At 69.9% G+C, this 26,119-nt stretch carries 23 protein-coding genes and 2 pseudogenes; 9 read left to right on the plus strand and 16 right to left on the minus strand.

What is annotated here, in order from left to right; translation table 11 throughout:
* Nucleotide 1: 1 nt before the first annotated feature.
* The 3 genes and pseudogenes from AAG689_RS09745 to scpA form a co-directional block, all read right to left on the minus strand.
* A pseudogene (locus AAG689_RS09745) lies at nucleotides 2–1,533 on the minus strand (acyl-CoA carboxylase subunit beta).
* A 47-nt stretch (nucleotides 1,534–1,580) separates the two neighbouring features.
* Nucleotides 1,581–2,588 carry a methylmalonyl Co-A mutase-associated GTPase MeaB gene (gene meaB, locus AAG689_RS09750; RefSeq protein WP_406625759.1) on the minus strand — a complete coding sequence of 336 codons (1,008 nt, stop codon included), beginning with the start codon at nucleotides 2,586–2,588 and terminating at the stop codon, nucleotides 1,581–1,583.
* Entirely contained in the window at nucleotides 2,585–4,726 is a 2,142-nt protein-coding gene (gene scpA, locus AAG689_RS09755; protein WP_406625760.1) for a methylmalonyl-CoA mutase, read from the minus strand. Before scpA ends, meaB begins: the two co-directional genes overlap by 4 nt.
* A 116-nt stretch (nucleotides 4,727–4,842) precedes the next feature.
* On the opposite strand from scpA, the gene AAG689_RS09760 reads away from it, so the two are divergent.
* The 7 genes and pseudogenes from AAG689_RS09760 to AAG689_RS09790 all read left to right on the plus strand — a co-directional run bounded on the left by AAG689_RS09760 (nucleotide 4,843) and on the right by AAG689_RS09790 (nucleotide 12,948).
* Nucleotides 4,843–6,294 (plus strand): short-chain fatty acyl-CoA regulator family protein, encoded by a 1,452-nt coding sequence (locus AAG689_RS09760; protein ID WP_406625761.1) that lies wholly within the window; start codon nucleotides 4,843–4,845, stop codon nucleotides 6,292–6,294.
* 102 nt (nucleotides 6,295–6,396) lie between these two features.
* Nucleotides 6,397–7,620: a CaiB/BaiF CoA transferase family protein gene (locus tag AAG689_RS09765; RefSeq protein ID WP_406625762.1), complete on the plus strand. Its 1,224-nt coding sequence runs from the start codon at nucleotides 6,397–6,399 to the stop codon at nucleotides 7,618–7,620.
* Between the two features lie 34 nt (nucleotides 7,621–7,654).
* Nucleotides 7,655–8,623 (plus strand): tripartite tricarboxylate transporter substrate binding protein, encoded by a 969-nt coding sequence (locus AAG689_RS09770; protein ID WP_406625763.1) that lies wholly within the window; start codon nucleotides 7,655–7,657, stop codon nucleotides 8,621–8,623.
* A 7-nt stretch (nucleotides 8,624–8,630) separates the two neighbouring features.
* Entirely contained in the window at nucleotides 8,631–9,563 is a 933-nt protein-coding gene (locus AAG689_RS09775; RefSeq protein ID WP_406625764.1) for a hydroxymethylglutaryl-CoA lyase, read from the plus strand.
* A gap of 13 nt (nucleotides 9,564–9,576) precedes the next feature.
* Nucleotides 9,577–10,213, plus strand: a pseudogene (locus tag AAG689_RS09780) (GntR family transcriptional regulator).
* A gap of 135 nt (nucleotides 10,214–10,348) precedes the next feature.
* Nucleotides 10,349–12,169, plus strand: a complete 1,821-nt coding sequence (locus AAG689_RS09785; RefSeq protein ID WP_406625765.1) for an AMP-dependent synthetase/ligase — start codon at nucleotides 10,349–10,351, stop codon at nucleotides 12,167–12,169.
* A gap of 2 nt (nucleotides 12,170–12,171) precedes the next feature.
* Complete coding sequence (locus AAG689_RS09790; RefSeq protein WP_406625766.1) at nucleotides 12,172–12,948, plus strand: SDR family NAD(P)-dependent oxidoreductase; 777 nt, start codon at nucleotides 12,172–12,174, stop codon at nucleotides 12,946–12,948.
* A 60-nt stretch (nucleotides 12,949–13,008) separates the two neighbouring features.
* Here the strand turns inward: AAG689_RS09790 and AAG689_RS09795 are convergent, their stop codons facing one another.
* The 6 genes from AAG689_RS09795 to AAG689_RS09820 form a co-directional block, all read right to left on the minus strand.
* Nucleotides 13,009–13,623, minus strand: a complete 615-nt coding sequence (locus AAG689_RS09795; protein WP_406625767.1) for an SAM-dependent methyltransferase — start codon at nucleotides 13,621–13,623, stop codon at nucleotides 13,009–13,011.
* Nucleotides 13,620–14,312: a PIG-L deacetylase family protein gene (locus AAG689_RS09800; protein WP_406625768.1), complete on the minus strand. Its 693-nt coding sequence runs from the start codon at nucleotides 14,310–14,312 to the stop codon at nucleotides 13,620–13,622. Before AAG689_RS09800 ends, AAG689_RS09795 begins: the two co-directional genes overlap by 4 nt.
* A 112-nt stretch (nucleotides 14,313–14,424) precedes the next feature.
* On the minus strand, nucleotides 14,425–15,450 hold the full coding sequence (locus AAG689_RS09805) for an acyl-CoA dehydrogenase (RefSeq protein ID WP_406625769.1): 1,026 nt from the start codon (nucleotides 15,448–15,450) through the stop codon (nucleotides 14,425–14,427).
* Entirely contained in the window at nucleotides 15,447–16,127 is a 681-nt protein-coding gene (locus AAG689_RS09810) for a glycosyltransferase (RefSeq protein ID WP_406625770.1), read from the minus strand. The genes AAG689_RS09805 and AAG689_RS09810 overlap by 4 nt, the downstream gene beginning before the upstream one ends.
* Nucleotides 16,128–16,297: 170 nt before the next feature.
* Nucleotides 16,298–17,524, minus strand: a complete 1,227-nt coding sequence (locus tag AAG689_RS09815; protein ID WP_406625771.1) for an MFS transporter — start codon at nucleotides 17,522–17,524, stop codon at nucleotides 16,298–16,300.
* Complete coding sequence (locus AAG689_RS09820; protein ID WP_406625772.1) at nucleotides 17,508–17,981, minus strand: MarR family winged helix-turn-helix transcriptional regulator; 474 nt, start codon at nucleotides 17,979–17,981, stop codon at nucleotides 17,508–17,510. Before AAG689_RS09820 ends, AAG689_RS09815 begins: the two co-directional genes overlap by 17 nt.
* Nucleotides 17,982–18,038: 57 nt before the next feature.
* Here AAG689_RS09820 and AAG689_RS09825 point away from each other — a divergent pair, with 57 nt between their 5' ends.
* A complete protein-coding gene (locus AAG689_RS09825; RefSeq protein WP_406625773.1) occupies nucleotides 18,039–18,590 on the plus strand; it encodes a PaaI family thioesterase in 552 nt (183 codons plus the stop codon).
* Complete coding sequence (gene gloA / locus AAG689_RS09830) at nucleotides 18,587–19,003, plus strand: lactoylglutathione lyase (protein WP_406625774.1); 417 nt, start codon at nucleotides 18,587–18,589, stop codon at nucleotides 19,001–19,003. Before AAG689_RS09825 ends, gloA begins: the two co-directional genes overlap by 4 nt.
* Nucleotides 19,004–19,066: 63 nt before the next feature.
* Here gloA and AAG689_RS09835 read toward each other — a convergent pair whose 3' ends face one another.
* Genes AAG689_RS09835 through benD form a run of 7 tightly spaced genes read right to left on the minus strand, consistent with a single transcriptional unit; the run spans nucleotide 19,067 to nucleotide 26,113 of the window.
* Nucleotides 19,067–20,587 (minus strand): dynamin family protein, encoded by a 1,521-nt coding sequence (locus AAG689_RS09835; protein ID WP_406625775.1) that lies wholly within the window; start codon nucleotides 20,585–20,587, stop codon nucleotides 19,067–19,069.
* Entirely contained in the window at nucleotides 20,584–21,846 is a 1,263-nt protein-coding gene (locus tag AAG689_RS09840) for a GTPase (protein ID WP_406625776.1), read from the minus strand. The genes AAG689_RS09835 and AAG689_RS09840 overlap by 4 nt, the downstream gene beginning before the upstream one ends.
* A 2-nt stretch (nucleotides 21,847–21,848) precedes the next feature.
* Nucleotides 21,849–23,195 carry an MFS transporter gene (locus AAG689_RS09845; protein ID WP_406625777.1) on the minus strand — a complete coding sequence of 449 codons (1,347 nt, stop codon included), beginning with the start codon at nucleotides 23,193–23,195 and terminating at the stop codon, nucleotides 21,849–21,851.
* 31 nt (nucleotides 23,196–23,226) lie between these two features.
* On the minus strand, nucleotides 23,227–24,207 hold the full coding sequence (locus tag AAG689_RS09850; protein ID WP_406625778.1) for a Bug family tripartite tricarboxylate transporter substrate binding protein: 981 nt from the start codon (nucleotides 24,205–24,207) through the stop codon (nucleotides 23,227–23,229).
* Between the two features lie 18 nt (nucleotides 24,208–24,225).
* Nucleotides 24,226–24,504, minus strand: coding sequence for a muconolactone Delta-isomerase (catC, locus tag AAG689_RS09855; RefSeq protein WP_406625779.1), 279 nt, complete (start codon nucleotides 24,502–24,504; stop codon nucleotides 24,226–24,228).
* A 20-nt stretch (nucleotides 24,505–24,524) separates the two neighbouring features.
* Complete coding sequence (gene pcaD, locus AAG689_RS09860; RefSeq protein ID WP_406625780.1) at nucleotides 24,525–25,328, minus strand: 3-oxoadipate enol-lactonase; 804 nt, start codon at nucleotides 25,326–25,328, stop codon at nucleotides 24,525–24,527.
* Nucleotides 25,329–25,339: 11 nt separating this feature from the next.
* On the minus strand, nucleotides 25,340–26,113 hold the full coding sequence (benD, locus tag AAG689_RS09865) for a benzoate diol dehydrogenase BenD (RefSeq protein WP_406625781.1): 774 nt from the start codon (nucleotides 26,111–26,113) through the stop codon (nucleotides 25,340–25,342).
* Between the last annotated feature and the right edge of the window lie 6 nt (nucleotides 26,114–26,119).

Consider the following 26,119-nt stretch of genomic DNA (forward strand, 5'->3'; position numbering starts at 1 on the left):
CTTACAGGGGGATGTTCCCGTGCTTGCGCCACGGGTTGTCGAGCTGCTTGTTCTTGAGCATCGCCAGGCTCCGGCAGATGCGCTTGCGCGTCTCGTGCGGCAGGATCACGTCGTCGATGAAGCCACGCGCGCCGGCGACGAACGGGTTGGCGAAACGGGCCTTGTACTCGGCCTCGCGGGCGGCCAGCTTGGCGGGGTCGTTCTTGTCCTCGCGGAAGATGATTTCCACCGCCCCCTTGGCACCCATCACGGCGATTTCGGCATTGGGCCAGGCCAGGTTCACGTCGCCGCGCAGGTGCTTGGAGCTCATCACGTCGTACGCGCCGCCATACGCCTTGCGGGTGATGACGGTGATCTTGGGCACCGTGCATTCGGCGTAGGCGTAGAGCAGCTTGGCGCCGTGCTTGATGATGCCGCCGTACTCTTGCGACGTGCCGGGCATGAAGCCGGGCACGTCCACGAAGGTGAGCACGGGGATGTTGAACGCATCGCAGAAGCGCACGAAGCGCGCAGCCTTGATGCTGGACTTGATGTCCAGGCAGCCCGCCAGCACGAGCGGCTGGTTGGCGACGATGCCCACGGTCTGCCCTTCCATGCGGGCGAAGCCGATGATGATGTTCTTGGCGTAGTCGGGCTGCAGCTCGAAGAAGTCGCCGTCGTCCACCGTCTTGACGATCAGCTCCTTCATGTCGTAGGGCTTGTTGGCGTTGTCGGGCACCAGGGTGTCGAGCGACAGGTCGGCGCGGTCGGCCGGGTCGTTGCTGGGGCGAACGGGGGCCTTTTCCTTGTTGTTCAGCGGCAGGTAGTTGTAGAGGCGGCGCAGCATCATCAGCGCCTCCACGTCGTTCTCGAACGCCATGTCGGCCACGCCGCTGCGCGTGGTGTGGGTCACGGCGCCGCCGAGTTCCTCGGCGGTCACTTCCTCGTGCGTGACGGTCTTCACCACCTCGGGGCCGGTCACGAACATGTAGCTCGAATCCTTGACCATGAAGATGAAGTCCGTCATGGCGGGCGAGTACACCGCGCCGCCCGCGCAGGGACCCATGATCATGCTGATCTGCGGGATCACGCCGCTGGCCATCACGTTCTTCTGGAACACGTCGGCATAGCCGCCGAGCGACGCCACGCCTTCCTGGATGCGCGCGCCGCCGAGTCGTTGAGGCCGATGACGGGCGCTCCCACCTTCATGGCCTGATCCATCACCTTGCAGATCTTCTCGGCATGCGTCTCGGAGAGCGCGCCACCGAACACGGTGAAGTCCTGGCTGAAGACGAACACCAGGCGGCCGTTGATCATGCCGTAGCCCGTGACCACGCCGTCACCGGGGATCTTGGTGTCTTCCATGCCGAAGTCCGTGCAGCGGTGCTCCACGAACATGTCCCATTCCTCGAAGGTGCCGTCGTCCAGCAGCAGCTCGATGCGCTCGCGCGCGGTGAGCTTGCCCTTCTTGTGCTGCGCGTCGATGCGCTTCTGGCCGCCACCCAGGCGGGCCAGCTCGCGCTTTTTCTCCAGTTGGTCGAGGATGTCTTGCATGGTTGCTCTCTTGGGTTTGATGCTATTCAATTAGTAGCTGCTTGCGCTTACCCTGATTGGGCTGCAAGCAGATTTCGTGCTGCGGTGCTGGCCGCAATGCGGCCTGCGGCCACGTCGGCCTGCATCTGCGGCAAAAGCTGTCTGACCTGTGGGTGGGCGCGGAAGGCCTGCTTCAGGCCCGCGTCGATGCGCTCCCACATCCAGGCGAGGGACTGCCGCTCGCGCCGGGACGCAATGCGGCCGTTGGCGGTCTGCAGGCGGCGGAATTCCTCCACGGCGGCCCAGAAGCCGTCCACGCCCTCGCCTTTCAATGCGCTCAACGTGATGACCTTCGGCGCCCATGTCGCCCCGTCGTGGTGCGCATGCTCCGGGTTGCCGTGCATGGACAGCAGCCGCAGGCTGGACGTGATCTGCGCCTGCGCGCGCGTGGCGGCGTGGGGGTCGATGTCGGCCTTGTTGATGACCACGAGGTCGGCCAGCTCCATCACGCCCTTCTTGATGGCCTGCAGGTCGTCGCCCGCGTTGGGCAGTTGCAGCACGCAGAACATGTCGGTCATGCCCTGTACCGCGATCTCGCTCTGGCCCACGCCCACGGTCTCGACGATGACCACGTCGTAGCCCGCCGCCTCGCAGACCAGCATGGATTCGCGGGTCTTCTCGGCCACGCCGCCCAGCGTACCGCTGCTCGGGCTGGGGCGGATGTAGGCCTGCTCGTTCATCGAGAGGTGCTCCATGCGCGTCTTGTCGCCCAGGATGGCGCCGCCCGAGACGGTGGACGACGGGTCGATGGCGAGCACCGCCACCTTCAAGCCTTGCGCGATCAGGTACAGGCCCAGCGCCTCGATGAAGGTGGATTTGCCCACGCCGGGCACGCCGCTGATCCCCAGGCGGAACGAGCGCCCCGTGTGCGGCAGCAGCGCGGTGAGTAGCTCGTCGCCCTGCGCGCGGTGGTCGGCGCGGGTGGATTCGAGCAGCGTGATGGCCTTGGCGATGGCGCGGCGCTGCACGGCGCCGCTGCCCGCCACGATGCCCTGGAGCAGCACCTCAGGCGTCACGCCGTGGCCTTGCGGATCTGCTCCAGCACGTCCTTGGCGCTGGCCGGGATCGGCGTGCCGGGGCCGTAGACCCCCTTCACGCCCGCTTGGTACAGGAAGTCGTAGTCCTGCGCGGGAATCACGCCGCCGACGAAGACGATGATGTCGTCGGCGCCCTGCTCCTTGAGCGACTGGATGATCGCGGGCACCAGCGTCTTGTGGCCGGCCGCCAGCGTGGAGACACCCACGGCGTGCACGTCGTTCTCGATGGCCTGGCGGGCGCATTCCTCGGGGGTCTGGAACAGCGGGCCCATGTCCACGTCGAAGCCCAGGTCGGCAAAAGCCGTGGCCACCACCTTGGCGCCGCGGTCGTGGCCGTCCTGGCCCAGCTTGGCGATCATCACGCGGGGGCGGCGGCCTTGATCCTCGGCGAAGGCCGCGATCTCGCCCTTGAGTTTTTCCCAGCCCTCGGCCGAGTCATAAGCTGCTGCGTACACGCCGGTCACCTTTTGCGTATCGGCGCGGTGGCGCCCGAAGACTTTCTCCAATGCATCCGACACCTCGCCCACCGTGGCGCGCAGGCGGATGGCCTTGATGGAGAGGTCCAGCAGGTTGCCCTCGCCACTTTCTGCTGCGGAAGTGAGAGCATCCAGCGCTTGCTGCACCTGCGTTTGGTCGCGTTTTTCCTTGATGGCGTTCAGGCGCGCGATCTGGCTGTCGCGCACCTTCACGTTGTCCACCTCCAGGATGTCCACCGGATCTTCCTTGGCGAGCTTGTACTTGTTCACGCCGACGATGACCTCCTTGCCCGAGTCGATGCGCGCCTGCTTCTCGGCGGCGGCGGCCTCGATCTTGAGCTTGGCCCAGCCCGAGTCCACGGCGGCGGTCATGCCGCCCATGGCCTCGACTTCCTCGATGATCTTCCAGGCGGCGTCGGCCATGTCCTGGGTGAGCTTCTCCATCATGTAGGAGCCGGCCCAGGGGTCGATCACGTTGGTGATGTGCGTCTCTTCCTGAATGATGAGCTGCGTGTTGCGCGCGATGCGGGCGCTGAACTCGGTGGGCAGCGCGATGGCTTCGTCCAGCGCGTTGGTATGCAGGCTCTGCGTGCCGCCGAATACGGCCGCCATGGCCTCGATGGTGGTGCGCACCACGTTGTTGTACGGATCCTGCTCGGTCAGCGACCAGCCCGAGGTCTGGCAGTGCGTGCGCAGCATCAGGCTCTTGGGCTTCTTGGCATCGAAGCCCTTCATGATGCGGCACCACAGCAGGCGGGCGGCGCGCATCTTGGCGATCTCCAGGTAGAAGTTCATGCCGATCGCCCAGAAGAACGACAGGCGGCCGGCGAACTCGTCCACGTCCATGCCCTTGGCGATGGCGGTCTTCACGTATTCCTTGCCGTCGGCCAGCGTGAAGGCCAGCTCCAGCGCCTGATTGGCACCGGCTTCCTGCATGTGGTAGCCGCTGATCGAGATCGAGTTGAACTTCGGCATGTTCCTGGCCGTGTACTCGATGATGTCGCCGATGATCTTCATCGACGGCTTGGGCGGGTAAATGTAGGTGTTGCGGACCATGAACTCCTTGAGGATGTCGTTCTGGATAGTCCCTGAGAGCTTGTCCTGCGACACGCCCTGCTCCTCCGCCGCCACCACGTAGCCCGCCAGCACCGGCAGCACCGCGCCGTTCATGGTCATGGAGACGCTCACCTTGTCCAGCGGGATCTGGTCGAAGAGGATCTTCATGTCCTCCACCGAGTCGATCGCCACCCCGGCCTTGCCCACGTCGCCGGTCACGCGCGGGTGGTCGCTGTCGTAGCCCCGGTGCGTGGCGAGGTCGAACGCCACGGAGACGCCCTGCCCGCCCGCCGCCAGCGCCTTGCGGTAGAAGGCATTCGACTCCTCGGCGGTGGAAAAGCCCGCGTACTGGCGGATCGTCCAGGGCCGCACCGCGTACATGGTGGCCTGCGGGCCGCGCACGTAGGGCTCGAAGCCGGGCAGCGTGTCGGTGTAGGGCAAGCCCTCCAGATCGGCCGCGGTGTACAGCGGCTTGACGGCGATGCCGTCGGGCGTGATCCAGTTCAAGTTCTCCGCGTCGCCCTGCGGGGCCGACTTGCTGGCCGCCTGGTTCCAGCGCTGCAGATCTCCGAAATCGAAAGCCATGGTGGGTGTCCCTGTCATATCTATATTTACAATCTTCGCAAAAACAGCGAGCATTCGCAACAATTAGGAGAACAATTTATGCGAATTGCGAATGTAAATTTGCGATGTTTGCAAACATGAGCAAGGCTTTCATGGGAGCGCACCTGAAGACGCTGCGCGAGCAGCGCGGCCTGACCCAGGCGGCGCTGGCGCAGGCGCTCAAGGTATCGCCCAGCTATCTGAACCAGATCGAGAACAACCAGCGGCCGCTCACCGTGAACGTGCTGCTGCGGCTGCAGGCGGCTTTCGGCATCGACCTGCAGCAGTTCTCGGAGGACTCGCAGGCGCGGCAGCTGGGCCAGCTGCGCAGCGCCCTGGCCGACATGCCGGGCGGCGACCAGGTGCCGCTGGCGGAAACCCGCATCCTGGCCGAGCAGCTGCCGGCGGCCACGCGCGTCCTGCTGGGCATGCACAAGCGCATCCGCGCGGCGGAAGAGCGCCTGTCGGTGATCGCGGAGAACACCGACAGCGATCACGCCGCGCATGCCGCCGCCGTGCCCGTGCAACCCTATGAGGAAGTGCGCGAATTCTTCTATGCGGGCCACCAGCACCTGGCCCTGCTGGACGAGCAGGCCGAGCAGCTCTACCTGCAACTGCACCCCGAAGACATGGACCCGCACGCGCCGCACGCGGCCCAATTGGTGGCGGCGCTGGAGCTGCGGCTGCGCAGCCTCCACGGCATCACCGTGCTGCGCGCGGCGGGCTCGCCCGCTATCGAGCAGCCGGTGCGCATGCTGGAGCGCGCCAGCCACCAGTTGCGGCTGGGGGCCGGCCTGAGCGCCGGCCAGCAGGCGTTCCAGCTGGGCATCCAGCTCGCGCTGCTGGAGTCGGGGCCGACGATCGACGGATTCACCAATGCGGCCAATTTCGTCAGCGACGAGGCGCGCGCGCTGGCCCGCATCGGCTTCGCCAACCACTTCGCGGCGGCGCTGCTGCTGCCCAACCGGCTCTTCCAGAAGACCGCCGACGAACTGCGCTACGACATCGACCTGCTCGGCGAGCGCTTCGGCGTGGGTTTCGAGACGGTGGGGCACCGCCTCTCGACGATGCGCCACGCATCGCCGCACAGCATCCCTTTCTTCTTCGTGCGGGTGGACAGGGCGGGCAACATGTCCAAGCGCCAGTCGTCGGTCGATTTCCACTTCTCGCGCACCGGCGGCACCTGCCCGCTGTGGAACGTGTACGACGCGTTCTCGCAGCCCGGCAAGATCCTCACGCAACTGGCCCGCATGCCCGACGAGCGCACATACCTGTGGATCGCCCGCACGGTGGAGCACCGGCGCGGCGGCTACGGCACGCCCGGGCGGATCTTCTCGGTGGCGCTGGGCTGCGATGCGCGCCACGCCCATCGGCTGGTCTACGGCGACGGGCTGGGGCTGGACGCGCCTGAGCGCGCCGTGCCGATCGGCTCGGGCTGCAAGGTCTGCGACCGGGAGAACTGCGTGCAGCGCGCCTTCCCCGCGCTGGGCCGGCCGCTGAGCATCGACCCCAACGCACGGCGGTTCGCGCCCTACGCGCCCGCATCCTGAGGCCCCTAGGGTTTCATCGGATGCGGAGCACCCGTGAACCGCGCCAAGATCGCGCCCAAGGTGTTTGTAATTATTAATTCTGAATAATTAATTCCATCCAGTATGAACAGTCCATCTCCCTCCGCGCCTTCCCCCTACCTCGCCCCTGACGACCTGCCGCTCAAGGGCGTGCGCGTGCTGGAGATCTCGCACATGATCATGGGTCCCGCCACCGGCATGACGCTGGCCGACCTGGGCGCCGAGGTGATCAAGGTGGAGCCCGTGGAGGGCGACCGCACGCGCCGCCTCAAGAGCGCCGGCATCGGCTACTTCCCCGTGTTCAACCGCAACAAGCAGAGCTTCGCGGTTGATCTGAAGTCGGCCGAGGGCCGCCAGCTCGTCCAGGACCTGGCCGACAAGGCCGACATCGTGCTGGAGAACTTCCGCGACGACAGCCTGTTGCAATACGGCCTGGACCACGAATCCGTGCGCGCGCGCAACCCGCGCGCCATCTACGTATCGCTCAAGGGCTTCCTGAGCGGCCCCTACCAGGAGCGCACGGCCCTGGACGAGGTCGTCCAGATGATGGGCGGCATGGCCTACATCAATGGCAGCGACGACCGCCCGCAGCGCGCCGCGCCTTCGGTCAACGACATCCTGGGCGGCCAGTTCGGCGTGATCGGCGCCCTCAGCGCGCTGCATGAGCGCACACGCACGGGCAAGGGCAAGTACATCCGCGCGGGCCTGTTCGAGACCAACCTGCTGCTGGTGGCGCAGTTCATCACGCAGTTCGAGCTGACCGGCACCCCCGCCCTGCCCTTCGGCAGCAAGCGCGAGCCGCCCTGGGGCGTCTACGACCTGTTCACCACCAAGGACGGCGCGCGCGTCTTCGTCGCCGTGGTCAGCGACGCCCAGTGGCGCACCTTCGCCGCCACCTTCATGCCCGCGGGCTGGGCCGAGGATGCGCGCCTGTTCTCCGCCATCGACCGCGAGGCCGCGCGCCCGTGGGTCGTGCCCGCCGTGGCCGAAGTGCTCAAGAACTGGAACAGCGCCGACCTCTGCGAAGCCCTCGAAAAGGCCAGGCTGTCGTACGCGCCCGTGAACCAGCCCCATGATCTGCTGAAAGACCCGCACCTCACGCAGGGCGGCGCCTTGATGCCGATGGTGCTCCCGACCGGGGAGCATGTTTCCACGCCAGCCCTGCCCCTCGAATTCGATGGCCGCAAGGTGGGCAAGCGCGCCGACCCGCCCCAGGTGGGCGAGCACACCGTGGCGATCCTGAAAGACCTCGGCCTGGACGACGAGGCCATCGCGCTGCTGCGTCAGCACGGAAAGATCGGCGGCTGACGTCCACCCCCCATTCCCCGGAGACACACTCACCATGCAACGACGAATCCTCATCGCGGCGCTGATGGCCACCGCAGCGCTGGCACACGCCCAGACTCCCGCGCACTACCCCGCCAAGCCGATCCGCGTGATCATCCCCTCCACGCCCGGCGGCGGCACCGACTTCATCGGCCGCAACCTGGCCACCCACCTGGCCGAGGCCAAGGGCTGGGTGATGGTGCCCGACAACCGCCCCGGCGCCGGCACGGCGCTGGGCCTGGCCGAGCTGGCGCGCGCGGCGCCCACGGGGTACGACATCGTGATCGGCCAGTCGGACAACGTGTCGCTGATCCCGCTCTTGATGAAGACGTCCTACGACCCCATCAAGGACCTGCAGCCGATCTCGCTGCTCGCCACCACGCCGATGGTGCTGCTGGTCACCGCCGATTCGCCCTACAAGACCCTGGCGCAGCTCATCGACGCCGCGCGCAAGGAGCCCGGCAAGATCAGCTACGGCACCTCCGGCACGGGCGGCTCGGTGCACATTTCGGTGGAAATGCTGCAGGCGGCGGCCGGCTTCAAGATGCAGCACGTGCCCTACAAGGGGTCGAGCCCGGCATTGGCGGACCTGATGGGCGGCCACCTGCAGGTCGCCGGCGCCTCGATCTCGTCGGCCACCAACCTCATCCAGAGCGGCAAGGTGCGCGCGCTGGCCGTCACCTCCGCCGCGCGCAACGCCTCGCTGCCCGACGTGCCGACCGTGGCCGAGGCGGGCTACAAGGACTACAGCTTCGTCACCTACTACGGCGTCTTCGCGCCCGCCGGCACGCCGGCCGACGTGGTCAAGACCTTGAATGACGCCGTGGTGCAGGTCATGGCGCGCCCCGACGTGCGCGCCGCCTACGCCAAGCAGGGGCTGGAAGCCAGCTCCACCACGCCGCAGGACTTCTCCCGCCTCATCGAGAACGACATCGCCAAGGCGAAGGCGACGATCCAGGCGGCGCACATCCAGGTGCAGCCATAGGCCCGCTATGTCCGAGCGCGTCACCGTCACCGAAGTCGGCCCCCGCGACGGGCTGCAATTGATCGCCCAGCCCGTCTCCACCGAGGCGAAGATCGCCTGGATCCAGGCGCTGTACGCGGCCGGCCTGCGGGACATCGAGGTCGGCAGCTTCGTTTCGCCGCGCCTCGTGCCGCAGATGGCCGACTCCGCGGCGGTGGTGGTGCAGGCGCTGCGGATCGACGGGCTGAAGGTCTACGCCCTCGCCGCCAACCTCAAGGGCGCCATGGCCGCCTACGCGGCGGGCGCGCACGTCATCGTGATCCCGCTCTCGGCCAGCGACCGGCACAGCCGCGCCAACGTGAACAAGGGCACGCTGGAGCACATCGCCGCCATCGGCGACATCATCGAATGGCTGCGTGCGCAGCCGCGGCCCGTGCGCGTCGATTGCGTGACCGCCTCGGCCTTCGGCTGCTCGGTGGCCGGCACCGTGCCGCTGAAAGACGTGGTGGCCGCCGCCAAGGCGCTGGCCCTGGCCGGCGCCGACCGCATCACCCTGGCCGACACGGTGGGCTATGCCCATCCGGCCCTGGTGCAGGGCACCGTGCGCGCCGTCCAGGACGCGGTGGGCCCGCTGCTGCACAAGCTCCACCTGCACGACACCATGGGCCTGGGGCTCGCCAACGCGCTGGCGGGCCTGCAGGAAGGCATCCGCGAATTCGACGCATGCATGGGCGGGCTGGGCGGCTGCCCCTTCGCGCCCGGTGCGTCGGGCAACATCGTCACCGAGGACCTGGTCTTCATGCTGGAGAGCATGGGCTACGCCACGCACGTCGACCTCCCCGCGCTCCTGGCGGCCCGCGCCGCCATCGCGCCGCACCTGCCCGCGGGGGCGCTGCGCGGCGGCGTTCCCGTGGCGGGCGTCCCACCCACCTACCAGCCCGCCAGCGCTTCCATGCACTGATATTCTCGGGCGCATGAAGACCGTCCCGCTGCCCCGCCAAGCCCTGTACGAAGAAGTGGCTGAACTGCTGCGCCAGCGCATCTTCCGCCAGGAGCTGGAGCCCGGCAGCTGGATCGACGAGATGAAGATCGCCGAGGAAATCGGCATCAGCCGCACGCCGCTGCGCGAGGCGCTGAAGGTGCTCGCGGCCGAAGGCCTGGTCACGATGAAGGTGCGCCGCGGCGCCTACGTGACGGAGATGTCGGAGAAAGACCTGCGCGACGTCTACCACCTGCTCGCGCTGCTGGAGAGCGACGCAGCCGGCGTGGTGGCGGCCACCGCCACGCCCCAGCAGTTGGGCGAACTGGAGGCGCTGCACGCCGAGCTGGCCGCCGCCGCAGGCGACCGCGAGCGCTTCTTCACCCTCAACGAGCGCTTCCACCTGCGCCTGCTGGAGCTGGCCGACAACCGCTGGCGCGGCCAGATGGTGGCCGATCTGCGCAAGGTGATGAAGCTCAGCCGCCACCACTCCCTGTTCAAGCAGGGGCGCATCGAGGATTCACTGGCCGAGCACGAGGCCGTCATGTCTGCGCTGCTGCGCGCGCGACGCGCAAGGCGCCGCGCAGACCATGCGCGCGCATTTCGCCCACGGGCTGGAAGCCGCCGGCTGACGCGCTGGCTGCGATAATCCGTGGCACGGTCGTGCGGAAATATGCACGAAATCCGCTTCCAAGCCTTGCCAGACAAGCGCTTGCAGCTCCTGTTTTTGAAATTTTCAAGGCCGGGACAGCCGGCCGATGGTGCGCATGACCTCCACCCTTCCCGACCTGCACGCCGTGCAGACGCTGCCCGAGCTGCTGGCCCTGCGCGCGCGCCTCACGCCCGCCGCCGAGGCCTACCGCCAGTGCGATTCCGCCACCGGCCAGTGGGCTGGCCTCACCTGGGCCCAGACGAACGAGCGCGTGCAGCAGTGGAGCCGCGCCATGGCCGCCAGCGGCCTGCCCGCCGGCGCGCGCGTGGCCATCCTGCTGCCCAACGGGCTGGATGCGATGAGCATCGACCAGGCCGTGCTCGCCACCGGCTGCGTGCCCGTGCCGCTGCACGCCATCGACAACCCGGGCAGCATCGCCTACATCCTGGCGGACGCCGAGGTGTCCCTGCTCGTCGTGGCCGACACGGCGCAGTGGGAGCGCATCCGAGCCGTGGGCACGCCCCTGCCGCACCTGCTGGGCGTGGTGGTCGCCGGTCCGGTGGCGGAGGCAACCCCCGGCGATGTTCCCGTGGCCCCGCTGTCCGCCTGGCTGGCCCATGCCACGCCGGACACGCCGCTGCCTCCCCCGCCCGGCCCCGGCGACCTGGCGGCCATCGTCTACACCAGCGGCACCACCGGCAAGCCCAAGGGGGTGATGCTCACGCACGCCAACGTGATCGCCGACGTGAAGGCCGTGCTGGCGCGCATCGTGCCCACGCCGGACGACGTGTTCCTCTCCTTCCTGCCGCTGTCGCACACCTTCGAGCGCACCGGCGGCTACTACCTGCCCATGGCCGCGGGCAGCTGCGTGGCCTATGCGCGCTCGGTGGCGCAGCTGGCCGAGGACCTGCGCACCGTGCGTCCCACCGTGCTGGTGTCGGTGCCGCGCATCTACGAGCGCGTGCACGCCAAGCTCATCGAGAAGCTCTCGCCCTCGCCCTTCAAGATGCGCCTGTTCCAGGCCGCGCAGTCCGTGGGCTGGCAGCGCTTCCGCGCCGCGCAGCGCCTGCCCGCCGCGCCGCAGGACGGCGCGGGCGGCTGGCTGCGCGCCCTGCCCTGGCCGCTGCTGCGCGCGCTGGTGGCCCGGCCGCTGCTGGCGCAGTTCGGCGGGCGCGTGCGCGTGGCGGTGAGCGGCGGCGCGCCGCTGTCGCCCACCATCGCCCAGTGTTTCCTGGGCCTGGGCCTGCCGCTGGTCCAGGGCTACGGCATGACCGAGACCACGCCCGTGGTCAGCGTCAACACGCTGGAGGACAACGACCCCGCCACCGTGGGCCGCGCGCTGCCCGGCGTGGAGGTGCGCATCGGCGAGAACCGCGAGCTGCAGGTGCGCGGCCCCATCGTCATGAAGGGCTACTGGAAGCGCCCCGAGGACACCGCCCGCATCCTCTCCGGGGACGGCTGGCTGGGCACGGGCGACCAGGCCGAGATCGTTGATGGCCGCATCCGCATCCTGGGCCGCATCAAGGAGATCATCGTCACCTCCACCGGCGAGAAGGTGCCGCCCGGCGACCTGGAGCTGGCCATCACGGGCGACGCGCTGTTCGGCCAGGCCTTCGTGGTGGGCGAGCAGCGCCCCTTCATCGCCTGCGTGGCCGTGGTGCAGCCCGAGGAATGGCGCCAGCTCGCGCGCCAGCTCGGCCTGAACCCCGGCGACGACGCCAGCCTGGCGCACCCCAGCGTCCAGCGCGCGGCGCTGGCACGCATCGAGCGGCAGGCGGCCAGCTTTCCGCGCTATGCTGTGCCGCGCGCCGTGCACCTGGTGCGCGAGCCGTGGACCATCGAGAACACCTTCATGACGCCCACGCTCAAGCTCAAGCGCAACAACCTCTCCGCCCACTACGCGCAGGCCATCGAGGCCATGTACCAGAAACGCTAACCATGACCCAAGACCCCATCCAGTTCGGCCTGCGGGGCCGCGTGTGCATTGTCACGGGCGGCGCCCAGGGCATCGGCGAGGCCTGCGTGCGCCGCTTCGCGCGCGAGGGCGCCCTGCCCGTCGTCGCCGACGTGGATGAAGCGCGCGGCCGTGCGCTGGCCCAGGAAATCGGCGCCACCTTCGTGCGCTGCGACGTGGGCGACAAGGCCCAGGTGGACGCACTGGTGCGCGAGACGCTGGCGCTGCACGGGCGCATCGACGTGCTGGTGAACAACGCCGGCATCTTCCGCGCGGCCGATTTCCTGGAGGTGACCGAGGAGGACTTCGACGCCGTGCTGCGCGTCAACCTCAAGGGCGCCTTCCTCATGGGCCAGGCGGCGGCGCGCGCCATGGCGGATGCGGGCGGCGGCAGCATCGTCAACATGAGTTCGGTCAACGGCGTGCTGGCGATTCCCAACATCGCCAGCTACAACGTCAGCAAGGGCGGCATCAACCAGCTCACGCGCGTGATGGCGCTGGCGCTGGCCGACAGGAACATCCGCGTGAACGCCGTGGCCCCCGGCACCATCGCCACCGAGCTGGCCGCCAAGGCTGTGCTGACCAGCGAGGACGCCCAGCGCAAGATCCTGGGCCGCACGCCCATGAAGCGCCTGGGTGAGCCCGCCGAGGTGGCCGACGTGGTGGCCTGGCTCGCCAGCGATGCCGCCAGCTACGTGACCGGCGAGATCGTCACCGTGGACGGCGGGCGCATGACGCTGAACTACACGGTGCCTGTCTGAAACTATCGAAACGATAGCTGCCGGCGGTTGCCAGACAAGCGCTGGAGGTCGTTTTTTCTCTTATTCCAGCCGGTGCTCCAGCCCGGCCGCGCTGGGCTCCGCGCACCACACGTCCAGGCGGAAATCCACATCCCGCACCTCCAGCACGCGCGGCAGCGCCAGGCCCGCGTGCAGGCGGGTGTGCACGGCGTCTCCGTCCAGCGCGCAGTCCGGTATCGGGTGCCGCCAGTGGCAGGCGAGCACGGTGCCATGCGGCAGCAGGCTCGCGCGCAGGGCATGCAGCAGGCCGTCCAGCGCGGGCGGCGCCAGGTAGTAGAGGAATTCGCTGAGCACGACCAGGTCGAACCGGCGGCCGTGCGGCCACTGCTCTGGAAGCCAGGCCTGCATGCATTCCACGTGCGCCTGCCCCGCAAGGCGCTCGCGCGTGGTGTGCACGGCCGGGGCGGCGGTGTCGCAGGCCAGCAGGCGGTCGCAGCGCGCGGCCAGCGGCGCAGTCAGGCCGCCGTTGGCGCAGGCAGGCTCGAAAGCGGCGCCGTAGCGCTGGCGCGGCAGGCTGGCGAGCACCAGGGCGCGCTTGCGGGCCTCGTACCAGCTGCCCTCGAAGCGCCAGGGATCGGGGCTGTGCGCGTAGAGGCGCTCGAAGTACGGCGCATCCATCGCGGCGCCAGCGCTCATGGCTCGACGAAGAAATATTCCGCGCCCCACTCGGCGCGCTGCAGGATGGCCTCTTCGAGGATGGGCGGCAGCCCGCCCGCGCGCGGCGTTCTCTGCGTGGCGTGCAGGGCCAGCGCGTGGCGCTTGCAGGCGGCGGAGTCGGGCGCCACCGGCACGGCGCACAGGCGCGCCCAGGGGATCAGCGGGTCACGGGTGTCGGCCCAGTGCCACATCCACACCGGCGCCTCGGCCACGGTGCAGCCCTGGCGCGCCGCGGCGGCCACGGTGGCGGCGCCGCAGGCTTCGTGGTCGGGGTGGCCGTCCCACCGCCAGGTGGTGAGCGCCACGTCGCCCGGCTGCAGCAGCGCTTCCAGCATGGCCTGCAGGCGCGGCGCGTAGCGCATCACGCGCCCGTCGGGCACGCCCAGGCGCAGCACGGGCAACGCCCGCCCGGCCGAGAGGCGCAGCAGGCCGGCCGCGCTTTCCGCGCGGCGCTGCTCGGCCAGGCGCGGCGCGGGCCATTCGGGGTCGCCCGGGTGGCTGGCCTCGCCGTCGGTCACGGCCACGACCAGCGCCTCGCCGCCGCGCGCGAGGTGGCCGTGCAGCAGGCCGCCGCAGGCCAGCACTTCGTCGTCGGGGTGCGGCGCCACCACCACCAAGCGCTGCGCGGGCGTGAGCCAGGGCGGGCTGGTGTGGCGGGTCACGCCCATGCGCGCCAGCCAGGACTGCCAGACGTCGGCGGACGTGCCCGCGCCGGCGATGTGGCGCGTGGCGGGGGTGTTGTGGGGGGCGCGGCCACGGGGGCGGCGCGCTCGGCGATGGTCACAAAGTCCATGGGGCCTCCTCTTGTGCGGCGAGCTGGCCCAGGGCGGCGTCGTCCTTGGGGCCATGGCTCTGGCGGATGAACACGGGCAGGTCGGCGGCGTGGCGGGCGAAGGCCGCGTCCTGGCAGAAAGGGGCGGCGCCCAGCGCCTGGCCGGCTTCGTCGAGCACGGTGCGCGCGGTGCGCTCGGCCGACTGGCGCGTGCGCAGCGCCACGGCCTGCGCCAGGGCGCGCGGGTGCGCGTCGATCCATGCCGCGGCGGCGCGCAGCAGCGCCGCCGTGGACTGCAATGCCACGTCCGTGCGGCCCAGCGCGGCCTGCCGCCACGGCGGTGCGGAGGGCTGGCGCGCCGCGCGGTGCAGCGCCTGGCCGATGGCGCAGGCGCTGCCCCACCAGCACGCGGCGATGCCCGCGCCGCCCTGCCAGAAGCCGAGGCGGTCGAGGTAGGCGCCTTCCGCGCCCACGGCGATGGCGGGCGCGTCGTCGAAATGCACGACCGCCGTGGCGCTGCCCGCCATGCCGACGGCCTGCCAGCCCCGGCCGTCCACGCGCACGCCGGGCTGGCGCAGCGCCACGGCCACGAGCTGGGGGTGTTCGCGGCCCGGCCGCCACGCGGTCAGCAGCGCATGCGTGAGCGATGCGGCGCCGGAGCACCACGCCTTCGCGCCGCGCAGCCGCCCGTCGGGCGTGAGCGTGGCGCGGGCCGTGGGCGCCTCGGCCGCCCAGGTGCCCCAGAGAGCGCCCGCCGGGCCGGGTGCGCCGCCCAGTTCGGCCATGATGGCCAGCGCATCGGTGTGGCCTTCGTAGAGCTTGGCCAGCGACAGGTCGTGCGCCGCCACGGCAGCCAGCGCCTGCCAGCGCGCGAGCGTGGCGCCCTGGCCGGGCAGCGGCAGGCGGTCGCAGCCTGCGTCCACCAGGCGCCGCAACTGCTGCGCCGCGCCGCCGCTGCCGCCCTCGCCCGCCAGGCAGGCGCGCACGCGCTGTGCGGGCGGCTGGGGCAGGGATGCGATGGCCGACGCGCTCATGCCGCGGCCCCCATGGGGTGCAAGGACGGCAGCGCCAGCCGCTCCAGCGTGGCGCCGAAGCCCTCGCACGCGCGATAGCTGCGGCGTGCGCTGGTGGTGACGCGCGGCGCCGCGCTCCAGGCGATGCGCGCGCCCCAGGCCTGCAGCGCGCGCACCAGCGCCACGTCTTCATGGCAGACCAGCGGCGCGAAGCCGCCCGCGCCGCTGTAGGCATGGGCGCTCACGCCCAGGTTGGCGCCGTGGATGTGGCCGTGGCCGTCCGCGTCGCGGTAGCCGGCCTCGAACGCCGCGCGCACGGCGGGCGTGTGCTCGCGCCAGTCCTGCACCTGCACCGTGCCGCACACCGCGTCGCTGCGCTGCGCGAGCTGCTGCGACAGCCAGTCGGGCGCGACGCGGCTGTCTGCATCGGTGAAGGCCAGCCAGCGCGCGCCGGCCGCCAGCGCCGCCTGCGCCCCGGCCGCGCGCGCCAGGCCCACGTTGCGCGCCTGCACGTGCACCGTGAGCGCGCCCCAGCGCACGGCGACGGCGTGCGAGCCGTCGGTGCAGCAGTCGAGCGCGACGACGACGAGCACGTCCTCGCCCTCCAGGCGGGGGCAGCGCGCCGCACGGCGCAATGAGCGCAGGCAGGCGCCGAGGTGGCGTTCTTCATCATGCGCGGGAACGACGATGGCGATCATGGCGGCGCGGCGGGAGTGGAAGGTGTCCCGACGGTAGCTGCCCCGCCCTGCCCGCCCGCGTAGGACGCCGGAGATTGGCGCCCGAGGAAAAAGGCGCGGCTCTCGGTAGACCAGCTACCAGAAATATAGCTGCCAGCGCTTGCTGCACAAGCGCTGGAGGCTGATTTGGCTCATGCCCTGGCAGGTGCCAGCGCGGGCGATTCCCGGATCGGCAGGCTCGCCAGCGCGGCGCCCGCAGCCAGGGCGATGTCCATGTACCAGACCCAGTCGTAGCTGCCCGTGGCCTGGAACACCGTGCCGCCGAGGTAGGCGCCCAGGAAGCCGCCGATCTGGTGCGCCAGCATCACCAGCCCGAACAGCATCGCCATGTTGGCCGTGCCGAACATCTTGGCCACCAGCCCTGCCGTGGGCGGCACGGTGGAGAGGAACGTCACGCCCATCACCGCCGAGAAGACCAGCACCACGGCGGGCGTCTTGGGCGCCAGCAGGAACACCAGCACCGCCACGCCGCGCGTGGCGTAGAGCAGCACCAGCAGCGACTTCATGCGCCAGCGCCCCACGGCCCAGCCCATGAGCAGGCTGCCCGCGATGTTGAAGAGGCCGATCACCGCCAGCGCCCAGCCGCCCACCTCGGGCGGCAGCCCGCACGCGGCAATCACGCCCGGCAGGTGCGTGGCGAGAAACGCCACGTGGAAGCCGCAGACCAGGAAGCCGGCCGCCAGATAGCGGTAGCCGGGCGTGACCAGGGCCTGCGCGATGGCCTCGCGCGCGCTCAAGGCCCGCATGCCCGACGCGGCCGCCGCCTGCGCGGCCAGCGCGTTGGAGTTGCCGCGCAGCACCCAGGCCGCGGGCAGCGCCAGCAGCACCAGCACGCCCAGCCACTGCATCGCGCCCGCCCAGCCCACGCTGGCGGTGAGGCCCACGGCGATGGGCGCCATGGCGAACTGGCCGAACGAGCCACCCGCGTTGACGATGCCGCTGGCCAGCCCGCGCCGCTGCGGCGGCACGAGGCGCGTGGTGGCGGCCATCAGCACCGACGGCCCCGCCATGCCCGCGCCGCCCGCCGCCAGCACGCCGATGGCGAAGACCAGCCCCGCCGTGCTTTGCATCAGCGGCGTGATGCAGGTGCCGACGACCACCAGCACCACCCCGGCGGCCAGCACGCGCCCCGTGCCGATGCGGTCGGCCACCGCGCCCGCGAAGGGCTGCGTGAGGCCCCACCAGAGCTGGCCGAACGCGAAGGCCAGGCTGATGCTGGCCAGCCCCAGGCCGGTGGAGGTGTTGAGCGGCGAGAGGAACAGGCCCATGGTCTGCCGCGTGCCCATCGTGAGCGCGAAGGCGCCCGCCGCCGCCAGCAGCACCCACGCGAGGGTGCGGGAGTCACTGCGCGCCGTCATCGCCGGGCTCCGGTGCGGGGTCGAGCAGCGCCAGCGCATCGTCCAGCAGCGCGTGCAGCGCCGCCACGCGCTCCACGCCCAGCGTGTCGTTCAGGGCCAGCTGCGCCACCTTCCAGCGGCGCTGGGCCTCGGCGCGCTTGGCGCGGCCCGCATCGGTGATGTGCACGAGGCGGCTGCGCGCGTCGGGCCCTGCCTCCAGCGCGACCCAGCCCGCGTCCACCAGCGGGCGCAGGTTGCGCGTGAGCGTGGAGGCGTCCATGGTCATCGCCGCCGCGAGGTCGCCGGGGCGGATCGGTCCGAGCTTGAGCACGTGCGAGAGCAGCGAGTACTGCGTGGTCTTGAGCCCGCAGCGTGCCATCTCCGCGTCGTAGTGTTGCGACACGCGGCGCATGAGCTGGCGCAGCTTGAAGTTGGTGCAGCCCTGGGGCTGCGTGGGTGCAGGGTCGGCGACTTGCATGGTTTCATTGTATCTGCAATGATTGCATATGCAAATCAACCAGCGGAAAGGCGCTGCATGACCCACAACCACCCCCTCGAACAATGGCTCGCGCAGGAGCGCGAAACCACCGCGCGGCTCAATGCCGGCGCAGGCCCCGGAGTCGCCCGGCGCGAGCAGATCGCCCACCTCACGGGCCTGCAGATGATGCAGGCCATGCTGCGCGGCGAGCTGCCCTACGCGACCATCGCGCGCACGCTGGACTTCCTGCTCGTCGAGGTGGACGAGGGACGCGCGGTGTTCCAGGGGACGCCCGGCGCGGCCCACCTGAACCCCATGGGCACGGTGCACGGCGGCTGGTTCGCCACGCTGCTCGACTCGGCCCTGGGCTGCGCCGTGCACACGCGCATGCCGCCGGGGCGCGGCTACACCACGGCGGAACTGGGCGTGAACCTGGTCAAGGCGCTCACGCCCCAGGTGCAGCGCGTGCGCGCCGAGGGCCGCGTGGTCCACTGCGGCCGCCAGCTCGCCACGGCCGAGGCGCGCCTCACCGGCCCCGACGGCACGCTGTACGCGCACGCCACGACGACCTGCCTGGTCTTCGACTTGCCGGCACAATCGCGGGCATGAGATTCCTCCACACGATGCTGCGCGTTGGCAACCTCCAGCGCTCGATTGACTTCTACACCCAGGTGCTCGGCATGCAACTGCTGCGCACGTCCGAGAACCCCGAATACCGATACTCGCTGGCCTTCCTCGGCTTCGAGGGCGGCAACCCCGGCCAGGCCGAGATCGAGCTGACCTACAACTGGGGCACCGAGAGCTACGACATGGGCACGGCCTACGGCCACATCGCCCTGGGCGTTCCCGACGCCTACGCGGCCTGCGAGAAGATCAAGGCCGCCGGCGGCAACGTGACGCGCGAGGCCGGGCCGGTCAAGGGCGGCACGACGGTGATCGCGTTCGTGACGGATCCGGACGGCTACAAGATCGAGCTGATCGAGCGCAAGCACGATCTGGTGGCGGGCACCGGGTTGCGCTGAGTCGCTCCTGTTTTAATAGCTTCCTGCGCTTGATGGATAAGCGCTAGAGGCTGTTTTCATGCTCTATCCAGCTTGCGTGCGCAGCTCCCGCGCGATTTCCTGCAGGGGCTGTCCGCATTGCTGCAGCCGTCCTTTCAGGCCCTCGACACCATCGGCAAGCCGTGAAAGGACGGCATTGCAATGCTCCAGCCTCTCGCCGAAGGCGCCGTCCAGTTGCTGGCGTATTGCGTCCTGCAAGGCCGCATGAAGGCGCTCATGGTCTGGAACCATCGGCGGCAGTTGGATCGCCACGGTGATGCCCCCCGATATCGGGTAGTCCGCCAGGATCGCCCACAGGTCATGGATGGTCTGCTGCACCAGGCGCGACACGGCAGCGCACAGCGTGGGCAGGTTGCCGTCGTGCTGCTCCATCAGCGCGGGCAGCTCCGGAATGATCGTGCGCCATGCGGTGCGCAGCATGCCTGTCTTGTGTTGCTGCAAGCGCTCCCGCTCCCGCCCCAGAGCCGCCTGGAAGCTGGCGATGGAGGGCAGGATCTCCGACCCGACCGCAGCCAGCACGTTTTCCTGCACATGGTGCAGCAGCACCTCGGCCGGCTTGCGCCGCTTGTAGTCCAGTGCCGGCGCCAGCATGTCCAGGAGCGCCGCGTACAGGCGCGGCAAGCCCGCCGCCTCCAGCGCGGCTGCCGTCTGGCCTTGCGCGCGCGCGGCATGCGCCGAGACCGAGACAGGCGCCTTGAGCAGCCGCGGATCGACGCCCATCTGCCGCAGCTTGTCCAGCGCGCGCTGCCGCACGTCGGCCTCCTGCAGCGCGCGGTCGGCCGGTGTCTTGTTGCGCAGGCATTTGCGGATCTCGCCGTCGATTTCGTCCTCTTCGATGACGTCGCTGCGCGTGATCACCGGCAGCAGCGGCTTGCTGCGGCGCAGCTCGCGCGCCAGTTCATGAAGCTCCTGCACCTGCCCGGGCGAGCTGGAGCTGGTCAGCCACAGCACGCCGTCGGCGCTGTCGGTGAAGCGCTGCGTGAGCGCCGCGTTCTCCGGCGTCGCGGAATGCAGGCCGGGCGTGTCCAGCAGCACCAGCCGCTCGCCCAGGCACACGCCCTGCAGGCGGACGGTGGTCTCGGTCGCGCCTTCGCGCAGCCGCTCACCCGACTCCACGATGCGGCCCGCTTCGAGGTGGAAATAGCGCACCGGCCGGCCGTGCGCGGCAAAGCGGTCGGCCAGGAAGTTGCACAGCGCGCTTTTGCCCGCATTGAACTTGCCGAACACCAGCAGCATCAGCCGGCTGTCGAAATTGCCCGCCAGCGCCTGCGCGGGCTGCAGTGCGGCCCATTGCCGCGCCCAGCGCGCGCAGCAGTCCTGCAGCAGGCGGTCGATGGCATCGGCCTGCCGCGCCAGCGCGCCGTCGGCATGCAGGCCCTGGGGCGGCGGCATCCCTGCCTCCATGTTCTGCTCAAGCCGAGCCAGCCATTCATCGAGCTGGCGCAAAACGTCCGACAGATCCGCTGCGCCCCATTCGGCCGCATCGGTGCATTCCAGCAGGCGCAGCTCATCGACGCCATCGATACGATCGGCGGTGGGGTTCACGTGCCCGTCTCCAGTCCGGCCAGCGCGGCAAGCGCCTTGTCGGCCGCCTGCATATCGGCATGGGCGTGCTCCATGCACGCGGCCAGTGCTTTGCGATCGGCGGACAGCTCGAAGTAACGGGTGAAGTCCTGCGCCAGCCCGTCGCGGCCGGCGGCCTCGCAGAACAGGCGCTGCAAATCCTTGCGGTATTTCACCGACACGCCCAGGACGGCCACCATGGCGCTGTCCAGGCTCCTGACCTGGGTCTGCTGCGCGGGCGGCAGGTCCATCGCGCCATGCCTGGTCAGGATGGCGCCGATCTTGATGCAGGCCTTGGAATAGGCCACCTGCAGGCGGTTGCGCTCCAGCTTGCCGGGGGTCATCTTGAACTGGTCCGCAAAGGAGTCGGGCGTCAGCGAATGGTCCGGCCCCGGCACGTCCAGCACCGTCTGGATGTCACCGCCGACCTGGCCGAGCACGGCAGCCAGATCCTGGTCGAAGCGTGTACGCTGCTGCGCCTGCTGCCGGCGCAGGCCCGCCAGCGCGTCCTGGCGTTCAGCGCAAAGCCGCTGCAGTTGCCCGCGCATTTCGCCCAGCAGCAAGGCGGCCTCATGGGCGCGGGCCGCGGGCACGCGGGCCAGCGCCTGGACCAGCGCGGCCTTGAGCGCGGGGATGCCGCTTTTCTCCAGCAGCAGCTTCTTCGCTCCGTTCACGCCCTGGCGGTGGCGTGTGGACGAAACGGCCAGCCATGCGAGGCCCGGCGCCTGGGCCTCGATGGCAGCGGTCACCTTGCGTTGCTCTGCCTCGTCCGCCAGTTGGTCCACCTGCGACAGCACGAACAGCGTCTGCCGCCGAGTGCGCTCGCCGTCGGCACGCAGAGCCTGCAGCAGCGCGCGTTCGCGCGCGTCCAGTTCTCCCTCCTTGGCGGCATGCACGAACAGACGGATGTCGGACTCCAGCCACACGGCCCGGTGCGCATGCTCGTCGTCTCCGCTGGCCACGTCGGCGTCCAGGCCGGGCGCATCCAGCCAACGCACCTGCTCGTGCACGCGGGCGCAAAGCGCCACGGTCTCGCGCCGGTCGGCCACGGCGAAGGCGTTCGCGCCGATCAGTTCGTTGAGCAGGCGGCTTTTGCCGTGGTTGTATTTGCCGACGACGGTGACGACGGGCCAGTCCCCCTGCCCCGCCAGCACGCGCAGGCGCGCCAGGTCATGCGCCCGCTCGGGCAGCACGGACAGGATCGCGCCCTCGCTGCGGCTGCGCACTTCGTCCATGCCCATGTTCAGTGGGCAGCCGCCAATGCCCCATTGGCCGGCGATGGGCTGAGCCGCAGGCTCAGGACGGCGATCGCTGCGCCGGCCAGCGGAACGGCCAGCGCCAGGAAGAAGCCCTGCGGCCCGCCCCATGCGAGGAAGCTGCCGCCGATCGCGGAGCCCAGGATGGCGCCCGTGCGGCCCATGCCGATGGACCAGCCGGTCGCCGTCGCGCGCAGCGCGGTCGGGTAGGCGCCGGCGATCAGGTAGTTCAATGCGATCTGCTGGCCGCCGACGCCAAAGCCCGCCAGGCCCGCCAGCGCGAATACCAGCGTCCAGTTCTGCCCGGCAAGGCTCAGCCCCAGCGCGACCGCGATGCCCACCGCGAACATCACGAGCAGCAGGCGGCGCGTGTTGATGCGCGGCAGCACGAACGACAGCGGTATGGCGCAGACGATGAACACCGCGTTGACGATCACCGTGCCCATCGGCGCCTGGGCCGCGGGCAGCCCTCCCGCCTTGAGCACCGTCGGCAGCCAGGACAGCAGCATGAACCACGCCACCCAGTTCAGCAGATAGATGGCCCAGATGGCTACCGTCTTGCCCGCGTTGCCGTCGGCGAAAAGTGCACGGACGCTGGCGCGTGCGGCCGCGGATTCCGGCACCGTGAAGCGCGCGTCGGCCGGCAGCGGGCGGTTGACGATCTTCGAGAGCACGCCGGCGATGTAGCGCTGCCCATCGGCATCGCCGCGGGTGGCGCGGTAGTACAGCGACTCAGGCAGCAGCAGCGCAAGGACCGCCAGCATCACCAGGGGCGCCACGCCGCCGACCACGAAGATGCCTTCCCATCCGATCACCGGCAGCATGCGCGCGGCCAGCAGGCCGCCCAGCATGGCACCCGCAGGCAAGCCCAGCAGCACGCCCGTCATGATGGCTCCGCGGTAGCGGGCCGGGCCGTACTCGGCGGCCAGGGCCAGCAGCACCGGCGTGCAGCCGCCCATCCCGATCCCCGCGATGAAGCGCAGCACCAGGATGTGGTTCGTGTCGGTGGACCATGCCGTGGCCAGCGTGGCAGCGCCGAAGATCGCCAGGCTCAGCATGATCGTCGGGCGGCGCCCTATCCGGTCCCCGACCATGCCCAGCGTCATGGCGCCGATGGTCATGCCGACGATGCCGGCGGTCAGGATGGGCGCCAGCGAACCCGCGGGCAGATTGAACGCGGCCAGGATGGCCGGCCCCGTGAATGCGATGGCCTGCGTGTCGAAGCCGTCGAACAGCGCGATGACGAAGCACAGCGCCAGCACGCGCCATTGGAAGGCACCCAGCCGCTCGTTGTCGATCAGCGCCGGAATGGCCAGTTGGGAAGCGGAATTCATCGAATCGTCTCCAGGTATTTTTTCGTTGCCGTCAATCCATGCGGATGCTGCGCGCCTTGATGAGGGCGCCCCAGCGATCCAGTTCCTTGTTCAGGTGCGCCGCCAGTTCCTTCGGCGTGGTGCCGATCGGCTCCGCGCCCACGCTTTCGAGCTTGCGGCGGATGTCGGGCTGCTGCATGGCCGCGTTGAGCACCCGGTTGAGCTTGTCCACCACACCGGCGGGCGTGCCGGCGGGCGCAAACACGGCGAACCAGGGCGAGACCTCGTAGCCGGGCACGCCGGCTTCGGCGATGGTGGGCACGTCGGGCAGCGCGGACGAGCGTTTCGCCGTGGTCACGCCCAGCGCGCGCAGCTTGCCTGACTGGATGTGGGGCCGCGCCGAGGTGATGCTGTCGAACATCAGGTCGACCTGGCCGCCGAGCATGTCGGTCACCGCCGGGCTGCTGCCCTTGTAGGGCACGTGCATGAGGTTCACGCCGGCCATGGACGCGAACACTTCGCCCGCCAGATGGATCGACGTGCCGTTGCCCGCCGACGCGTAGGTGAGCTTGCCCGGCTCGCGCCTGGCGCGCTCCACGACGTCCTTGACCGAGCGATCGGGGCTTTTCGCGGCGTTCACCACCAGCACGTTGGGCACCACGGCCAGCAGGCTGATGGGGGTGAAGTCCTTCACCGGGTCGTAGCTCAGCTTGGCATAGAGCGCCTTGTTGGTGGCCATGCCGATGGACGTGATCATGATCGTGTAGCCGTCGGCGGGCTGCTTGGCCACGAAGTCCGCACCGATGTTGCCGCCCGCGCCGGGGCGGTTCTCGATCACGAAAGGCTGGCCCAGCTCGCGCGCGGCCTGGTCGCCCAGGGTGCGCGCGATCACGTCCATGGCGCCGCCCGGCGGGAAGGGAACGACCCATTTGATGGGTTTGTTGGGCCAGGCGGTGTCCGTCTGCGCGATGGATGCGATGGGCAATACGAGAGCGGCGGCCAGGATGGCGCAGGCCCTGCGGTGGATGGGCATGTCTTGTCTCTCCTTGGCTTACACGATGGAAGACGGGTGCTTGGCCAGCGGCGTCACCGTGATCTTCATGAACGGGAACAGCGGCAGCTTGCTCAGGGTGTCGTGCAACTCGTCGTTGCTCTCCACGTCGAACACGCTGTAGTTGGCGTATTCGCCCACCACGCGCCACAAGTGAGGCCACTTGCCCGCGCGCTGCAGCGCCTGCGAATAGGCCTTTTCCTCGGCCTTGATGCGTGCGGCCTCTTCGGGTGGCACGGTGGAGGGGATGTCGACGATCATGTGGACCAGATACAGCATTCGGTTGTCCTTTCAGGTGTTCAGGCGCCGGCCAGGAAATCCAGCACGGCCTCATCGAAGGCCTGCGGAGCTTCGAGGTTCGAGAGATGGGATGCGGGCACCACGGCCAGTTGTGCTCCCTTGATGCCCGCCTGCATGGCCTGGGCATCGGCCACCGTGGTGACCGGGTCGGACGCGCCGGCCAGCAGCAGCGTGGGCGTGGCGATCCGGCCGAGGCAGCCGCGCAGATCCGAGGCGGCCAGCGCATCGCAGCACGCGGCATAGCCTTCTGGGGCGATGCCGGCGATCCAGCCCTGCGCGCGCTGCACCACGGTCGGATGCGTCTGCGCGAAGCCCTCGGTAAACCAGCGGCCGGGGGCGGAATCGGCCAGCGCCCGCATGGCGGCGGCGCCGTCCGCGCGCACCATGGCGGCGCGCTCGTTCCACGCCTGTTCCGTGCCGATCTTGGCGGCGCTGTTGCAGACCGCGATGGCGTTGAAGCGCGGCCCTGCATGGATGCCCAGCCACAGGCCGGTGTGGCCGCCCATCGAGATGCCGCAGAACGCGGCGCGCTCGACCTCCAGCGCATCCAGCACCGCCAACACGTCCTGGCCCAGGTCATCGAAGCTGTAGGGCCCCGGCGTGGCCGGGCTGCCGCCATGGCCACGCGTGTCGTAGCGGATCAGCCGGAAACGCCCGGCGAACGCGGCCACCTGCGGCTCCCACATCTCCAGCGTGGTACCCAGCGAGTTGCCCAGGACCAGCGCCGGCGCGGCGGCGTCGCCGTCCACCGCGACCCTGAATTCGCCGCGCCGGGTTTTCAATCGGATGGTGTTCTGTTCCATGTGTCCCCCGGTCACCCCAGGTCCCCGCCCGCGACCGGCAGCACGGAGCCGGTGATGTAGGCCGCCTCATCCGAGGCCAGGAACAGGATCGGCCCGACCTGCTCGTCGATGCTGCCGTAGCGCTTGAAGAAGGTCGATTCGGTCACCTGCCGCACCGCTTCGCCCATCCACGCCTGTTCCTGCGCGCTGTCGCCGGCGGCATTGCGCGGGATCCGGCGCGGCGGCGCGTTGGTGCCACCCGGCGCGGTCGCGACGACGCGGATGTTGTGCTCGGCGTACTCCATCGCCAGCGACTGCGTGAGCGCGTTGACGCCGCCCTTGGCCGCCGAATACGGCCCGCGGCGGATGCCGCGCGTGGCGTTCGACGAGACGTTGACGATGGTTCCGCCGCCGCGCCGCAGCAGATGCGGCAGCACCGCGTGGCAGGCGTACAGGGTGGGCATCAGCGAGCGGCGGATTTCCGCATCGATCTGCTGCGGCTCGAATTCGGCGAACGGGCGCATGCGGATGGCGCCGCCCACGCCGTTGATCAGGATGTCGATGCCGCCGAAAGCCTCGGCGGCGAACGCCATCGCCGAGCGGGCGCCTTCGTAGGTCTCGAGGTCGGCGATGAAGCCGACCGCGCGCTCGCAGTCTGCCTCGGCGGCCACTTCGGCGACGAAGTCGGCACGGTCGACGAACAGCACCCTGCCTCCTTCGGCCACGGCGCGCAGCGCGACGCCTCGGCCGATGCCCTGGGCGGCGCCGGTGACGACCATCGTCTTGCCTTCGAATCGCTGGTTCATGCGGGT

This window comes from Acidovorax sp. SDU_ACID1, from assembly GCF_045291395.1.
Lineage (GTDB): Bacteria > Pseudomonadota > Gammaproteobacteria > Burkholderiales > Burkholderiaceae_C > MR-S7.

Bases quoted from the DNA above. Each gene is read 5' to 3' on its own strand.
- scpA (WP_406625760.1), bottom strand. From the start codon at position 4,726: ATGGCTTTCGATTTCGGAGATCTGCAGCGCTGGAACCAGGCGGCCAGC.
- AAG689_RS09760 (WP_406625761.1), top strand. From the start codon at position 4,843: ATGAGCAAGGCTTTCATGGGAGCGCACCTGAAGACGCTGCGCGAGCAG.
- AAG689_RS09765 (WP_406625762.1), top strand. From the start codon at position 6,397: ATGAACAGTCCATCTCCCTCCGCGCCTTCCCCCTACCTCGCCCCTGAC.
- AAG689_RS09770 (WP_406625763.1), top strand. From the start codon at position 7,655: ATGCAACGACGAATCCTCATCGCGGCGCTGATGGCCACCGCAGCGCTG.
- AAG689_RS09775 (WP_406625764.1), top strand. From the start codon at position 8,631: ATGTCCGAGCGCGTCACCGTCACCGAAGTCGGCCCCCGCGACGGGCTG.
- AAG689_RS09785 (WP_406625765.1), top strand. From the start codon at position 10,349: ATGACCTCCACCCTTCCCGACCTGCACGCCGTGCAGACGCTGCCCGAG.
- AAG689_RS09790 (WP_406625766.1), top strand. From the start codon at position 12,172: ATGACCCAAGACCCCATCCAGTTCGGCCTGCGGGGCCGCGTGTGCATT.
- AAG689_RS09795 (WP_406625767.1), bottom strand. From the start codon at position 13,623: ATGAGCGCTGGCGCCGCGATGGATGCGCCGTACTTCGAGCGCCTCTAC.
- AAG689_RS09800 (WP_406625768.1), bottom strand. From the start codon at position 14,312: ATGGGCGTGACCCGCCACACCAGCCCGCCCTGGCTCACGCCCGCGCAG.
- AAG689_RS09805 (WP_406625769.1), bottom strand. From the start codon at position 15,450: ATGAGCGCGTCGGCCATCGCATCCCTGCCCCAGCCGCCCGCACAGCGC.
- AAG689_RS09810 (WP_406625770.1), bottom strand. From the start codon at position 16,127: ATGATCGCCATCGTCGTTCCCGCGCATGATGAAGAACGCCACCTCGGC.
- AAG689_RS09815 (WP_406625771.1), bottom strand. From the start codon at position 17,524: ATGACGGCGCGCAGTGACTCCCGCACCCTCGCGTGGGTGCTGCTGGCG.
- AAG689_RS09820 (WP_406625772.1), bottom strand. From the start codon at position 17,981: ATGCAAGTCGCCGACCCTGCACCCACGCAGCCCCAGGGCTGCACCAAC.
- AAG689_RS09825 (WP_406625773.1), top strand. From the start codon at position 18,039: ATGACCCACAACCACCCCCTCGAACAATGGCTCGCGCAGGAGCGCGAA.
- gloA (WP_406625774.1), top strand. From the start codon at position 18,587: ATGAGATTCCTCCACACGATGCTGCGCGTTGGCAACCTCCAGCGCTCG.
- AAG689_RS09840 (WP_406625776.1), bottom strand. From the start codon at position 21,846: ATGGGCATGGACGAAGTGCGCAGCCGCAGCGAGGGCGCGATCCTGTCC.
- AAG689_RS09845 (WP_406625777.1), bottom strand. From the start codon at position 23,195: ATGAATTCCGCTTCCCAACTGGCCATTCCGGCGCTGATCGACAACGAG.
- AAG689_RS09850 (WP_406625778.1), bottom strand. From the start codon at position 24,207: ATGCCCATCCACCGCAGGGCCTGCGCCATCCTGGCCGCCGCTCTCGTA.
- catC (WP_406625779.1), bottom strand. From the start codon at position 24,504: ATGCTGTATCTGGTCCACATGATCGTCGACATCCCCTCCACCGTGCCA.
- pcaD (WP_406625780.1), bottom strand. From the start codon at position 25,328: ATGGAACAGAACACCATCCGATTGAAAACCCGGCGCGGCGAATTCAGG.
- benD (WP_406625781.1), bottom strand. From the start codon at position 26,113: ATGAACCAGCGATTCGAAGGCAAGACGATGGTCGTCACCGGCGCCGCC.